The sequence below is a fragment of the Cupriavidus cauae genome (assembly GCF_026210475.1).
Taxonomy (GTDB): domain Bacteria; phylum Pseudomonadota; class Gammaproteobacteria; order Burkholderiales; family Burkholderiaceae; genus Cupriavidus; species Cupriavidus cauae.
In genome coordinates this window covers 3,211,091-3,224,838 of sequence record NZ_CP080293.1, presented here as the reverse complement: position 1 = coordinate 3,224,838, position 13,748 = coordinate 3,211,091, and the positions used below count along the sequence as shown (strand labels likewise).

Annotated in this window: 10 protein-coding genes; 2 read left to right on the top strand and 8 right to left on the bottom strand. The window is 67.9% G+C overall.

Translation table 11 applies throughout. From position 1 onward, the window contains the following. Positions 1-129 precede the first annotated feature (129 nt). Positions 130-1,779, bottom strand: a complete 1,650-nt coding sequence (locus KZ686_RS14365; RefSeq protein WP_265632677.1) for an ABC transporter substrate-binding protein — start codon at positions 1,777-1,779, stop codon at positions 130-132. A gap of 392 nt (positions 1,780-2,171) precedes the next feature. Between KZ686_RS14365 and trmB the strand changes: the two genes are divergently transcribed. Further along, the gene (gene trmB / locus KZ686_RS14360; RefSeq protein ID WP_265632676.1) at positions 2,172-2,849 is read left to right on the top strand and encodes a tRNA (guanine(46)-N(7))-methyltransferase TrmB; all 678 of its coding nucleotides are present in this window, start codon (positions 2,172-2,174) and stop codon (positions 2,847-2,849) included. A gap of 111 nt (positions 2,850-2,960) precedes the next feature. Here the strand turns inward: trmB and KZ686_RS14355 are convergent, their stop codons facing one another. From KZ686_RS14355 to KZ686_RS14325, 7 genes are all read right to left on the bottom strand, one after another. Then, on the bottom strand, positions 2,961-4,163 hold the full coding sequence (locus KZ686_RS14355; RefSeq protein WP_006579014.1) for a DUF2863 family protein: 1,203 nt from the start codon (positions 4,161-4,163) through the stop codon (positions 2,961-2,963). Positions 4,164-4,406: 243 nt separating this feature from the next. After that, positions 4,407-4,556, bottom strand: coding sequence for a hypothetical protein (locus tag KZ686_RS14350; RefSeq protein WP_170265902.1), 150 nt, complete (start codon positions 4,554-4,556; stop codon positions 4,407-4,409). 207 nt (positions 4,557-4,763) lie between these two features. After that, positions 4,764-7,469, bottom strand: a complete 2,706-nt coding sequence (gene acnA, locus KZ686_RS14345) for an aconitate hydratase AcnA (protein WP_149316984.1) — start codon at positions 7,467-7,469, stop codon at positions 4,764-4,766. Positions 7,470-7,736: 267 nt separating this feature from the next. Continuing rightward, positions 7,737-9,212, bottom strand: a complete 1,476-nt coding sequence (locus KZ686_RS14340; protein ID WP_265632675.1) for a bifunctional 2-methylcitrate dehydratase/aconitate hydratase — start codon at positions 9,210-9,212, stop codon at positions 7,737-7,739. A gap of 69 nt (positions 9,213-9,281) precedes the next feature. Further along, positions 9,282-9,908 (bottom strand): hypothetical protein, encoded by a 627-nt coding sequence (locus tag KZ686_RS14335; protein ID WP_262484844.1) that lies wholly within the window; start codon positions 9,906-9,908, stop codon positions 9,282-9,284. A 281-nt stretch (positions 9,909-10,189) separates the two neighbouring features. After that, positions 10,190-11,170: an HpcH/HpaI aldolase/citrate lyase family protein gene (locus KZ686_RS14330; RefSeq protein ID WP_226107506.1), complete on the bottom strand. Its 981-nt coding sequence runs from the start codon at positions 11,168-11,170 to the stop codon at positions 10,190-10,192. A 242-nt stretch (positions 11,171-11,412) separates the two neighbouring features. Continuing rightward, complete coding sequence (locus KZ686_RS14325; RefSeq protein WP_006578853.1) at positions 11,413-12,396, bottom strand: malate dehydrogenase; 984 nt, start codon at positions 12,394-12,396, stop codon at positions 11,413-11,415. Positions 12,397-12,817: 421 nt separating this feature from the next. On the opposite strand from KZ686_RS14325, the gene KZ686_RS14320 reads away from it, so the two are divergent. Then, on the top strand, positions 12,818-13,723 hold the full coding sequence (locus KZ686_RS14320) for a GntR family transcriptional regulator (protein WP_150082711.1): 906 nt from the start codon (positions 12,818-12,820) through the stop codon (positions 13,721-13,723). The last annotated feature ends 25 nt before the right edge of the window (positions 13,724-13,748 follow it).

Genomic DNA, 13,748 nt, shown 5'->3' with positions numbered 1-13,748 from the left:
GGCCCCTCTCCCGCGCGCGGTAGAGGGGCGCCTCTCGCCGGATTTCTGCTCAGGGGTTCTCCCTCTCCCGATCAGGGGGGAGAGGGGTGGGAGAGTCGGGGAGAGCGAGGTGGTTCCTCCCGCCTGCCGTTATTCCTTGTGGAAGAACTGCGCCAGCGACCATTCGTCGGTGCGGGCTTCGTAGCGTACGCCCTTGCGCATCGCCCACATCGCCAGCTGGCTGTGCGACGGGATGATGGCGTGGTCGGCCAGCGCGAACCTGGCCGCGCTGCGCGCGTTCTCCTCGCGCGCCTTGTCGCTGCTGATCGTCGTCAGCGAGGTCTCGATCAGCTTGTCCAGCTGCGGATTGCTGTAGCGCCCCCAGTTCCACGTGCCGTAGCCCGTCTTGGGATCGGGCGTGCCCGTGATCGAGCGCAGCGCGACGTCGGCCGCGGCCGAGCCCCAGCCCAGCATCTGGAAGGAAAAATCGCCCTGGCGCGCGCGCGTGAAGTACGCCGCCACCGGCATCGTCTCGACCTTGGTCTGGATGCCGATGCGCGTCAGCATGCTGGCGGTGGCCTGCGCCACCGCGGCATCGTTCAGATAGCGGTTGTTGGTCGCATGCAGCGTCAGCCCGAAGCCGTTCGGATAGCCCGCCTGCGCCAGCAACTGCCTGGCGCGCTGCGGATCGTAGGCGTCCGGCTTGGTGCCCGGATGGCCGAAGATCTGCGGCGAGACGATCGACGAGGCCGGCACCGCCAGGCCTTCCATGATGCGCGAGACGATCGCGTCGCGGTTCAGCACATGGCTGATCGCGGCACGCACGCGCGCGTCCTTGAACGGGTTCTTGCCGAGCGGCTTGCCGGCGCGGTCGGTCACATAGGGCGGATCGTCGCGCCACTGGTCCATCTGCCAGAAGATCGTGCGCCACGAGACCTGCTGCTCGATGCGAAAGCGCGCGTCCTTCTTCAGCTTGGCCACGTCGGCCGACGGCACGCTCTCGATCACGTCGACGTCGCCGGCGAGCAGCGCCGAGGTGCGCGCGCCGCTGTCGGTGATGATGCGGAACACCGCGCGGTCCCACTCGGGCTTCGGACCCCAGTAGTCCGGATTGCGCTCCATCACGATCTCGCTGCCGCGCGCGAAGCGGACGAACTTGAACGGCCCGGTGCCGATCATCGCCTTGCCGCTGTCGAAGTCGGTCTGATTCAGCGTGGCCGCGATGCGCTTGGGCATGATCGGCACGCTGTTCAGGTCGTTGGCGAGGTTGGCGTAGTTGCGCACGTTCATGGTCAGCCGCACCGTCAGCGGGTCCGGCGTGTCGATGCGCGCGATCGGCTTGGTGTAGCTGGTGAACGAGCCCGGCGCGTTGGTCAGCTTCTCGGGGCGCTGCAGCGACGCCTTGACGTCCTCGCTGGTGAACGGCGAGCCGTCGTGCCATTTGACGTTGGGGCGCAGCTTGATTTCCCAGGTGGTGGCGTCGATCGGTTTCCACGACAACGCCAGGCCCGGGATATAGCGGGCGTTCTTGTCCATGAACACCAGCGACTCGAAGATATGCAGCGCGATCGCGTTGTTGGGCCCGGCGTTGTTCCAGTGCGGGTCCATCGAGGTGACGTCGGCCGCCAGGCCAATGCGCAGGTCCTCGGCCTGGGCGGCGCCCGCGGGCAGCAGCGTGAAGGCCGCGCTGGCGCCCAGCGTGGCCAGCAGCGCGGCGCTGGTGCGCAGCCAGCCGCGGCGGGACGGTTGGGCGGGGGTCGTCTGGCGGGACTTGTGAAGGGGGCGGTGGCGGTGCGGCATCGTTGCTTGGCTCCTGTACGGGCCTGCGCGGGAGGCGGGCTTGCCGGTCCCCGCATCGACACATCGACGCATTGGGGAGGACGGCGGCCACGCCGGGCAGGCGGGTTCGCGGATGGCTTCGTGCGCATTGTGCCGATAAATCGCGGCCGGCGTGCGATGCGTGCGTCATATGCTTATGGCGACTGCAGGCGCGGGTCGCGCAGGCACGGCGCGCCCGAACCGACGCGCGTCCCACCGAAGCCCATCCACCGAAACACCGAAACACCGAAACACCGAAGCACCGAAACACCGAAACACCGAAGCACCGAAACACCGAAGCACCGAAGCACCGAAACACCGAAGCACGTCCACCAACGAGCGCCCGCCGGAGCCCGCCCGGTAGAATCGCGCCCATGTTCGCCAACTCCCGCTCGATCACGTCGGCCCAGACCGATGCCCACCACCAGCTTGCCACCCGCGTCGCCCGCCATCTCGCCGAACCGTTCCGCAAGCCGATCGGCGAGGTCAGCCGGCGCGCGCTCGACGCGGCGCTGGCCAGCTGGCAGGCCGCCGGCGGCGCGCCGCTGATCCTCGATGCCGGCTGTGGCGTCGGCGAAAGCACGCTGCGGCTGGCGCAGGCCTTTCCGGACCATTTCGTCATCGGCGTCGATCAGTCCGAGAAGCGGCTGACCGCCGGCAAGGACTGGTGGCAGGGCGCGCTGCCCGACAACTTTGTCTGGGCGCGCGCCGATCTGGTCGACGTCTGGCGCCTGCTGCAGCGCGACCGCATCGCGGTGGCGCGCCACTACGTGCTGTATCCCAATCCCTGGCCCAAGATCGGGCATCTCGGACGGCGCTGGCACGGCCATGCGGTGTTTCCCGCGCTGGCCGCCTGCGGTGACTATCTGGAGTGCCGCAGCAACTGGCCGGTGTATATCGACGAATTCGCGCAGGCGCTGGCGCTGGTGGGCCGGCCCGCCCGTACCGAGCCCTGGCATCCGGCGCAGCCGATGACGCCGTTCGAGCGCAAGTACCAGGCCTCGGGCCACCCGCTGTGGCGCTGCGTCAGCGAGGGGCCGGCCCCGCAATGACAACGGGCCCGGCGCAAGGGCAACGGTCCGCGTCTCAACGAGCCACGCCGCAATGACAACGGCCCGCAAGGTTGCGGGCCGTCGGGTCGTTCCGTTGCCGCCTCGCGCGGCTCAGTGGAACAGCGGCTGCTGCGTCGGCGCGTCCTCGGGCAGCTCGGCGTGCACGATCTCGCCGGAACGGTCCGCGTACAGCGGCGTGCCGCAGTCCTCGCAGTACTCGGGATCGAACAGCGAGGCGTGGCGGAAGATGTCGTCGACGCCGGCGTTGCGCAGTTCCTCGCAGATCTGTTCGAGCGGATTGCCTTGCCCGCTGTCGTCGATCTCGCCCGACTCGCGGCCGTAGACCGGCCAGACGATGCCGTAGATCACGTCCTTCTCGCCGCGCATCGTGAAGGCGACGCGGTATTCCTCGACCTCGTCCTCGCCGAAGGCCGCGGTGACGGCCGCCAGCTGGCCGGCCGTGATATCGAGCGTGCCGCACAGATAGTTGACCGCCGCGCGCACGGTCAGCGGACGGATGCTCTTGTCCGACTCGCGGCACGACAGGAAGAAGGCGTCGGGCAGCAGCAGCTCGAACTCGCAGCCCGGCAGCAGCAGCGCCAGCGAGGGCTGGACCTGGGTGCGCCATTGCTCCAGGCACACCGAGCGCTCGGCATGGTGCTCCTTCGATTCCTCCTGCCAGCGGAACAGCGGCTGCTCGTGCTCGGCGACCACCACCGCCAGCAGATAGCGCGGATCGGCCAGGATGGGCGCGGTCTCGGGCAGGTCGCGCAGATCGACCTTGGGCGCGACGCCGGCCAGCGCGGCCGAGATCAGCTTGTGGGTCAGCGCGAAGGTGTCGCTATGGGTGCGCGGCAACTGGTCGATGCTGTACAGGTACGGCGACAGCGCCATGCGGGCATTCGAGGCCACCACATGGGCCTGCAGGTGCACGGCCAGCGTCTGCGCCTGCTCGGGTTTGAGCGCGCCCGACGGAATCGCGTAGCGGGTGTGGGCCAGGATCGGCGCCGCGATCAGCAGCGCGTCGTAACGCACGCCGTCGATCTCGACGGTGGCCGACTCGGCCAGCGTCTCGGCCTGCTCGGCCAGGACGTCGGAGGCGTCGACGTTGTGCTTGAACAGATGCTCGAGCGCGGCGTCCAGCGCCGACTGGCTGCCGTTTTTCAGCAGCCGGCCCAGGCGTTGCGATAGGCGCCGTTCCCAATACGCGTCCTCCATGCGGCTACCCGACGCATCGAGTGCGAGCGCGTCGGCGACGAGACGCTCGGCGTCCGGCGACAGTCGTTGAGAGGCCTTGGGGCGAAAACCTGCCATATGCTGAGTTCATCCGTTTTTCGGTAAAACGGTATTCTACTCGTTGCGTTGACACGGCCCAGCCAACACATGGGCAAACCCTGATGGATGTGCCATGCGCCGCATCGTCGGCGTGTCGGCATCGCCCGCATGGAGTGCGCATCCGCAAGCGATACGGCAGGTGCCTGCCGGACCGGCGCGGTGCTGCCGGGCGACGCATCGGAACGGTGTCCGCCTTGCCACAAGCCCGTCAGGGCTGCCCGGTCACTTCTGGGTCTTGGCCTCGCCCGAGGCCGGCGCGTGGGTCTCGGTGCCGTGTTGCTCGCCACCCATCGAGACGTCGCCGCCTCCCTGCATCAGCAGCATCAGGGCGGCGCCGGCGATGACGATAAAGGCGATCAGGATCTTGGCCATGCTTGTCTCCTAGGTCTCGTTGGCGGCCGCCAGGGAGGGGCCGCGCTGTTCTATGGATGAGACCGAGTGTGGCAGCGCAGGCTTGCGTGGAACTTACATGCGGCCATGAAGCGGCGATGACGGAGTCATGACAAGGCGATGACCGCGCCATCGCCCCGGGCGGCGAATGCCACCGGGGGCCATGGCGCGGCCTTCATGGCGCGGCGTTTACGCCACCAGCAGCTGCCGCAGCACGAAGGGCAGGATGCCGCCGTGATTGAAGTAGTCGACCTCGATCGGCGTGTCGATGCGCAGCAGCAGCGGCACGCGCTGGGTCTGGCCGCCGTCGCGGTGGATCACCAGCGTGACGTCCTGTTGCGGCCGCAGCTCGCCCTCGATGCCTTCGATGTCGAAGGTTTCGGTGCCGGTCAGTCCCAGCGACTGCGCGCTGTCCTCGCCCTTGAACTGCAGCGGCAGCACGCCCATGCCGACCAGGTTCGAACGGTGGATCCGCTCGAAGCTGCGCGCGATCACCGCCTTGACGCCCAGCAGCTGCGTGCCCTTGGCGGCCCAGTCGCGCGACGAGCCCGTGCCGTATTCCTCGCCGCCGAATACCACCGTCGGCGTGCCCTCGGCGATGTACTTCATCGCCGCGTCGTAGATCGACAGCTGCTCGCCGGACGGCTGGAACAGCGTGTAGCCGCCCTCGACGCGCGTGCCGTCTTCCCGCGGCGGGATCATCAGGTTCTTGATGCGCACGTTGGCGAAGGTGCCCCGCATCATCACCTCATGGTTGCCGCGGCGCGAGCCGTAGCTGTTGAAGTCGGCCTTCAGCACGCCGTTCTCGAGCAGGTACTTGCCGGCCGGCGAGGTGTCCTTGATCGAGCCCGCGGGCGAGATGTGGTCGGTGGTCACCGAGTCGCCGAAGATGCCGAGCGCGCGGGCGCCGCGGATGCTGCGCGCGCCGCTGTCGGGCTCCATCGTGAAGTTCTCGAAGAAGGGCGGCTGCGCGATATAGGTCGACTTGGGCCAGTCGTAGACCTGGCCCGAGGTGCCCTTGATCTTGCCCCACAGCGTGCTCGGCTTCTTGACCTTCTCGTAGTTGTCCTTGAAGGTCTCTTCGTCCATCGCGAAGCGCATCAGCGCATTGACCTCGTCCGAGGTCGGCCAGATGTCGCCGATATAGATGTCGCGGCCGTTCTTGCCCTTGCCCAGCGGCTCGGTCATCAGGTCGCACAGGATGTTGCCGGCGATCGCGTAGGCCACCACCAGCGGCGGCGACGCCAGGAAGTTGGCGCGGATGTTCGGATGGATGCGCGCCTCGAAGTTGCGGTTGCCGGACAGCACCGCGGCGGCCACCAGGTCGTTCTGCACGATGGCCTCGTTCAGCGACGGCGTCAGGTCGCCGGCATTGCCGATGCAGGTGGTGCAGCCGTAGGCGGTGACGCCGAAGCCGAGCTTCTCCAGATACGGCAGCAGGCCCGCGGCCTTCAGGTATTCGGTCACCACGCGGCTGCCGGGGGCCAGCGAGGTCTTGATGTGCGGCGCCACGTGCAGCCCCGCCTGCACGGCCTTCTTGGCCAGCAGGCCGGCGGCCAGCATCACGCTCGGGTTCGAGGTGTTGGTGCACGAGGTGATCGCCGCGATCAGCACGTCGCCGTTGCGCACCGGAATGCCGTCCGAGGTCTTGTAGACGCGCTCCAGGTCCTCCGGGTCCTTGCTGAAGCCGTTCTCGGCGACCGGCTTGCTGAACAGGTCGGCGAAGGTCCGCTTGACGTTGCCGATCTCGATCCGGTCCTGCGGACGCTTCGGGCCTGCCAGCGACGGCGCCACCGTGGACAGGTCCAGTGTCAGCACCTTGGTGTAGTCGATCTCGCCGGCGCGCGGGATGCCGAACAGCTCCTGGGCGCGGAAATACGCCTCGAACGCGGCGATCTCGTCGGGCGTGCGGCCGGTGCCGCGGAAGTATTCGATGGTCTTCTCGTCGACCGGGAAGAAGCCCATGGTCGCGCCGTACTCCGGCGACATGTTGCCGATGGTGGCGCGGTCCGGCACCGACAGGCTGGCGGTGCCTTCGCCGAAGAACTCGACGAACTTGCCGACCACCTTCTCGCGGCGCAGCATCTCGGTGATCGTCAGCACCAGGTCGGTGGCGGTGACGCCTTCGCGCAGCCGGCCCTGCAGCTCCACGCCGACCACGTCGGGCGTCAGGAAGTAGACCGGCTGGCCCAGCATGCCGGCCTCAGCCTCGATGCCGCCGACGCCCCAGCCGACCACGCCGATGCCGTTGATCATGGTCGTGTGCGAGTCGGTGCCGACCAGCGTGTCCGGGTAGTAGATGCCGTCCTTGCGGTGCACGCCGCGCGCCAGGTATTCGAGATTGACCTGGTGCACGATGCCGAAGCCGGGCTGCACCACGCCGAACGTGTCGAACGCCTGCATGCCCCACTTCATGAACTGGTAGCGCTCGTTGTTGCGCTGGAATTCGAGCTGCATGTTCAGGTCCAGCGCCTTCTTCTCGCGGAAGTGGTCGACCTGCACCGAGTGGTCGACGACCAGGTCGACCGGCACCAGCGGCTCGATCTTCTTCGGGTTCTGGCCCATCTTCTCGGCGACGTTGCGCATCGCGGCCAGGTCGGCCAGCAGCGGCACGCCGGTGAAGTCCTGCAGCACCACGCGCGCGACCACGAAGGGAATCTCGTCGACACGCGCGCCGGTCGGGTCCCAGTTGGCCAGCTGGCGCACGTGTTCCTCGGTCACCTTCTTGCCGTCGCAGTTGCGCAGCACCGATTCGAGGACCAGGCGGATCGACACCGGCAGGCGCTCGATGGCGACGCCCAGGGTCTTGCCCAACTGCGGCAGCGAGTAGAACTGTCCCTTCGCGGAAGGGCCGATCTGGAATTCTTTGAGCGTGTCGTTCAAGTTGTGGGGCATTGCCTGACTCCAATCGAAGAGGTGCTATTTGCGGGACTTCGTGCGGACGTTGTGCGAACTTCGCTGCGCATCGACATGACGTGGCGGGCGGCGACTGCAGCGCCGGCGTGACGGCATCAGCATTACTTTATGCGTCACGTTCGGCACGGGCAACCGGCACGCCACTTCGGCCTCGCGCATCCTATACCAGTAAAAGAGCGGAAAAAATCACATCTGGTGATGATGACCCGAAGCGCCGGAGCGGCATCCAATGATGCCGAGGCGACGCTATATGACATACAGATCGACGTACTCGTGCACCGGCATCGCCTCCAGCGCCGCCTGGTCCAGCGACACGTCGAGGATCGCCTGCTGCTGTTTCGGCGGAAAGCGGCGCGCCAGATTGGTGCGGAATTTCTCGACCAGCAGCGGAATGCCGTCCTCGCGCCGCCGCCGGTGTCCGATCGGGTATTCGACCGCCACCTCGGGCAGCACCGTGCCGTCGGTCAGTTCGACCGTCAGCGCGTTGGCGATCGAGCGCTTGTCCGGATCGTGATAGTCGGCGGTGAAGCCGGCATCCTCGACACAGGCGATCTTTTCGCGCAGCGCATCGATGCGCGGATCGGCGGCGACGCTGTCCTCGTAATCCTCGGCGGTCAGCCGCCCGAACAGCAGCGGCACCGCCACCATGTACTGGATGCAGTGGTCGCGGTCGGCCGGATTGGCCAGCGGCCCCTTCTTGTCGATGATGCGCAGGCACGCCTCGTGGGTGCGGATGGTCACGCGCCGGATCTCGGCCGCCGTGCGCCCCATGCCGTCCAGCAGCCCGTGCAGCGTCATCGCGGCTTCGACCGCGGTCTGCGCGTGGAATTCGGCCGGGAACGAGATCTTGAACAGCACGTTCTCCATCACGTAGCTGCCGTACGGGCGCTGGAAGCGGAACGGCTTGCCGTCGAACAGCACGTCGTAGAAGCCCCAGGTCTTGGCCGTCAGCACCGAGGGATACCCCATCTCGCCGGTCCTGGCGATCAGCGCCAGCCGCACCGCGCGGCTGGTGGCGTCGCCGGCGGCCCAGCTCTTGCGGCTGCCGGTATTCGGCGCATGCCGATAGGTGCGCAGGCTCTGGCCGTCGACCCAGGCCAGCGACAGCGCATCGACGATCTCGTCGCGCGACAGGCCCAGCATCTGCGCGACCACGGCGGTGGAGGCGACCTTGACCAGCACCACGTGGTCCAGCCCCACCTTGTTGAACGAATTCTCCAGCGCGATGCAGCCCTGGATCTCGTGGGCCTTGATCATCGCGGTCAGCACGTCCTTCATCGTCAGCGGCTTCCTGCCGCCCGCGACGCGCTGGCGCGACAGCCAGTCGGCGGTGGCCAGGATGCCGCCCAGGTTGTCGGACGGATGGCCCCATTCGGCCGCCAGCCAGGTGTCGTTGAAGTCCAGCCAGCGGATCATCGTGCCGATGTTGAAGGCGGCCTGAACGGGGTCGAGCTGGAACTGGGTGCCGGGGACCCGGGCGCCGTGCGGCACGACGGTGCCAGGGACGATCGGGCCGAGCAGCTTGGTGCAGGCGGGGTAGGACAGCGCCTCGAGGCCGCAGCCGAGCGTGTCGATCAGGCAGTTGCGGGCGGTGTCGTAGGCGAGGGCGCTCTTGACCTGGTACCGGGTCACATAGTCGGCGATGTCGACCAGCACCTGGTCCGGCTCGGGCCGGGCCTGCGGATGGGGATTTGGACGGAGATTCGGACTGGCTGCGGACACGACACTTCTCCTCGGTGTGGTGCTGCGTGGCCCCGCGCGGCATGCGAGCGCGGGGCCGGGTACCGCGTCTTACTGGCGCGGCGCCGCTTGCTGCTCGGTGGCGCCGGCGGCCGCGGCCGGGGCGGCGGCCGACGGAGCGGCCGGAGCGGCGGGCTGGCCGTCCTGGGCCGGCGTGGCCGGCGTCGGCGGCGCGACCAGCAGCGGCGTAGTTACCGGGGCGCGCAGCGCGCCGGACTGGGTGGGCGCGGCGGCGCCAGCCAGCATGGCGGTGGTCTGGCATTCGTCCGCCAGGCGCTGGCCGTGGTTGCGGTCGAACAGCATGGCCTTGCTGGGGATCACCACCAGGTCCAGGCCCGATTGCGGGTCGAAATAGCGGTCGGCGCCGGTCACCGTGGCCTGGCGGGGCAAGCGGTGGTTACGGCCGTCCCAGTGCACGGTGATCACTTCGTCGCGCAGCATGTTGCCGGCGACGTACAGCGACTTGCCCAGTTCGCACTGCCACTTCTCGCCTTCCGGCACCACCGGGGCCGCGGCCGCGGTCTTGGTCGTGCCTTTCTTGCTGCTGGCCTTGGCCTTCGGTTTGGCGGCGCTCTTCTTGGCCGTGCTGGCCTTCTTGGCGGTTTCCTGGGCGATGGCGGCGCTTCCGGCCGACAGCGTGAAGACGCCGAGGCAGGCGGCGAGAAGGAGGTGTTTCATCGGATACTTCCTCGATATGGATGGGTGGATGCGGAAATTGCAGGTCTCAATCTGAAATTGGATCTGGATCTGCGGATTCTGCGCTGTCGCGCTTATTGGTCTTGGGTCTTGAGTCTTGGGTCCTGAGTCCCGTGTCCCGGGTCCTGGATACGGGCCCCGGATCTTGGTCCTGGCCTTGCGGCCTGCCGGTCTGCCGGGTTCACGCCAAACGCGGCGCCGCTATTCTCGCCGATTTGCCGAACCGCCGGCGCACCGTCATTGGCGATGCCCCCGGCGCCGGCCTAGCCGAAAAACAGTTCCGTCACATTGGCCGGCAGCGTGGCGCCGGTCGCATGGGCGCGCTGCAGCAGCGCCCAGTAGTAGCGGTAGCTGGCGCGGTCGTGCAGCTCGCCCTGGTGCCGGATCGGCGCCCAGTTGTTCTCGTGCGCGGCCAGCAGGATCGCGCTGGCCAGGCCGATCTCCTCATCGCCCGGCTGGAAGGCCCGCACGATCGGCGCGATCTGCGCCGGATGGATGCTCCATTTGCGCAGGAAGCCCAACTCGGCGCGGGCGCGGCGCGCGTCGTCGCCTGCGCGCTCCGGGTTCTGGATATCGGTGCTGACGTTGTGCGAGGGCACCTTGCCGTGGCGATGGCAGGCCGCCGAGATCTCCAGCATGGCGCGGCGCACCAGCGGATGCTCGAACTGCTGCGGCGAGCGCATCGCCTCGCCGGGAATCGCGCCGTGATGCGCCGACACGAAATCCATCAGGCCGAAGCTCAGGCATTCGACCTGCACCAGCGAGGCGATGCGGAATACCTGCTCGAGCGCGGCGTGGGTTTCGATCAGCACGTGGATCGGGATATGGCGGGCGATTCCGGCCGCGCGCGCGGCCTGGTTGACGCGGTCGGTCACGCGGGCGACTTCGACCACGTCGGTGACCTTGGGCACCGTCACATAGGCCAGCCGCGCGCCGGCGCCGGCGACCAGGATATCGACGTCGTCGCCCCAGCTCGGATGCGCGGGATCGTGGATGCGCACCCCGACGCGGTTGTACAGGTTCAGCGGGCCGTTGATCAGCTGCGCGCACAGCTGCGCATGCTCGCGCTCGCTGCCGACCGCGGCGCCGTCCTCGCAATCGAGCGTCAGGTCGAATACCGGGCCGAGCTCCTGCTGCAGCGCCAGCGATTTGCGCATCAGCTTCTCGCTGCCGGCATAGTGGTCGCAGACCGGCAACTGGACCGGTACGGCTTCGCCCTGGAACAAGACTTCGGATGGATGCACGTCGTCTTCGTCTCTAACGGTGGGAGAGGGAATCGGGAAAATTCGGGAAGCGGGGCTGGCTTGCCCGGCCGCATCGCGGCACATCAGGGCAAGGACGGCAAACGCCGGAACAACCCGTTTACAGCGAAGGCGGCGCGGCCGGTATCGGACGTACGCCTACGCGAGGAGCAACAAAAAAACCGGGGCCCGCTTCGATGATTCGTTGCGGTGCCCCGGTTTCGCATGCGGCGAAGGGAAGGGTATCAGCCCAGCAGGTGCTGCACGCCGGCGCGTTCCTCTTCCAGTTCCTTCAGCGTGATGTTGATCTTTTCCTGGCTGTAGGCGTCGATCTCCAGGCCCTTGACCAGTTCGTACTTGCCGTTGGCGGTGGTGACCGGGAAGCCGAACATCACGTCCTGCGGAATGCCGTACGAGCCGTCCGACGGGATGCCCATCGTGACCCACTTGCCGTTCGAGCCCAGCACCCAGTCACGCACGTGGTCGATCGCCGCATTGGCGGCCGAGGCGGCCGACGACAGGCCGCGCGCCTCGATGATGGCGGCGCCGCGCTTGCCGACGGTCGGCAGGAACACGTCGTTGTTCCAGGCGTGGTCGTTGATCAGGTCCTTGACGCTCTGGCCGTCGACGGTCGCGTAGCGGTAGTCGGCGTACATGGTCGGGCTGTGGTTGCCCCAGACGAACAGCTTCTCGATCGACGACACCGGCTTGCCAGTCTTGGCGGCGATCTGCGACAGCGCGCGGTTGTGGTCCAGGCGCAGCATCGCGGTGAAGTTTTCCTTCGGCAGGTTCGGTGCCGACTTCATCGCGATATAGGCGTTGGTGTTGGCCGGGTTGCCGACCACCAGCACCTTGACGTTGCGGCTGGCGACTTCGTCCAGCGCCTTGCCCTGCACCGTGAAGATCTGCGCATTGGCTTCGAGCAGGTCCTTGCGCTCCATGCCCTTGCTGCGCGGACGGGCGCCGACCAGCAGCGCGACGTCGGCGTCCTTGAACGCGACCTTGGGATCGTCGGTGATCACCACGCCGGCCAGCAGCGGGAACGCGCAGTCTTCCAGCTCCATCACGACGCCCTTGACGGCGTTCTGGGCCTGCGGCAGGTCCAGCAGCTGCAGGATGACCGGCTGGTCTTTGCCGAGCATGTCGCCGTTGGCGATGCGGAACAGCAGGGAGTAGCCGATCTGGCCAGCGGCGCCGGTCACTGCGACGCGCATGGGGGCTTTAGCCATCTGTAAGTCTCCAAACGAAGAAAGGGAAACCGGCCGGTGCGGCACGAGGCGCGGCGCGCGATTGTCGCGCCATTGCGCCGGGGCACACCGGGAGCGAGGTTGTCGCCACGGGCGGCGGCGCACCGTCCGGCGCCGCGCTCGGCAGGGCGGGCGGAGGTGCCGCGGCGGGTCGCGGATGACGACAAGGCGTAAGTCTACTGCGAAGCCGGGGACCGCATCCAGCCGTATTCCGGCCGAGGCAGGCGGCGAACCGCACCACAGCGCACCCGGGGACGCGCATCCGTGGGCGGACCGCGGGCGCACGACAGGGCGCGAGTGTAGGCGCCGTGGCATGGGCTGTCAATTCATATGTCTTATATAAGACATAAGACATTTGATGCAGTGCTGGACGCGCTTTGTCGATCTGTGGTGAAATCCGCCTATGTCCACGTTGCCCACGTCCCTCGCCGCCGCCGCCGTGACGGCCGCGCAAGATGGCGCCGCCACGCCCGGCGCCGGGACGTCGGCGTCCACGCCCGCCAGCGCACCGGCCGCTTCCAGCGCCGCCAGTGCCGCGGCCGTCCCCCCGGCCACTGCCTCCGCCGCTTCCCAGGCCGCTTCCCAGGCGGTTTCCCCGACCTTCAGCCCGCTTTACCAGCAGATCAAGTCGCTGATCCTGCAGAGCCTGCAGTCCGGCGAGTGGAAGCCGGGCGAGATGATCCCCAGCGAGATGGAGCTGGCGGCCCGCTACAAGGTCAGCCAGGGCACGGTCCGCAAGGCGATCGACGAGCTCGCGGCGGAGAACCTGGTCGCGCGCCGGCAGGGCAAGGGCACCTTCGTGACGACCCATCACGAGGACGTGGTCAAGTTCCGATTCCTGCGGCTGGTCCCCGACGAGGGCGAGCCGCACTACGGCGCCAGCCGGGTGCTCGAATGCAAGCGCCTGCGGGCGCCGGCCGAGATCGCGCGGCTGCTCGACATCCGCACCGGCGACAGCGTGGTGCAGATCCGCCGCGTGCTGTTCTTCTCCGGCGAAGCCACCGTGCTCGACGACATCTGGCTGCTGGGCGCGAACTTCAAGGGCCTGACGGCGGAGAAGCTGACCGAGTGGAAAGGGCCGATGTACGCGCTGTTCGAGGCCGAGTACGGCACGCGCATGGTGCGCGCCACCGAAAAGATCCGCGCCGTCAGCGCCGACGAAACCGCCGCGGCGCTGCTGTCGGTCGAACCCGGTTCGCCGCTGCTGTCGGTGGAGCGGGTCTCGTTCACCTATGGCGACCGTCCCGTCGAAGTGCGGCGCGGGCTGTATGTGACCACGCGGCACTATTACCAGAACGATCTGAGCTGAACGGCCCCGCGCACCCACGCGCGAG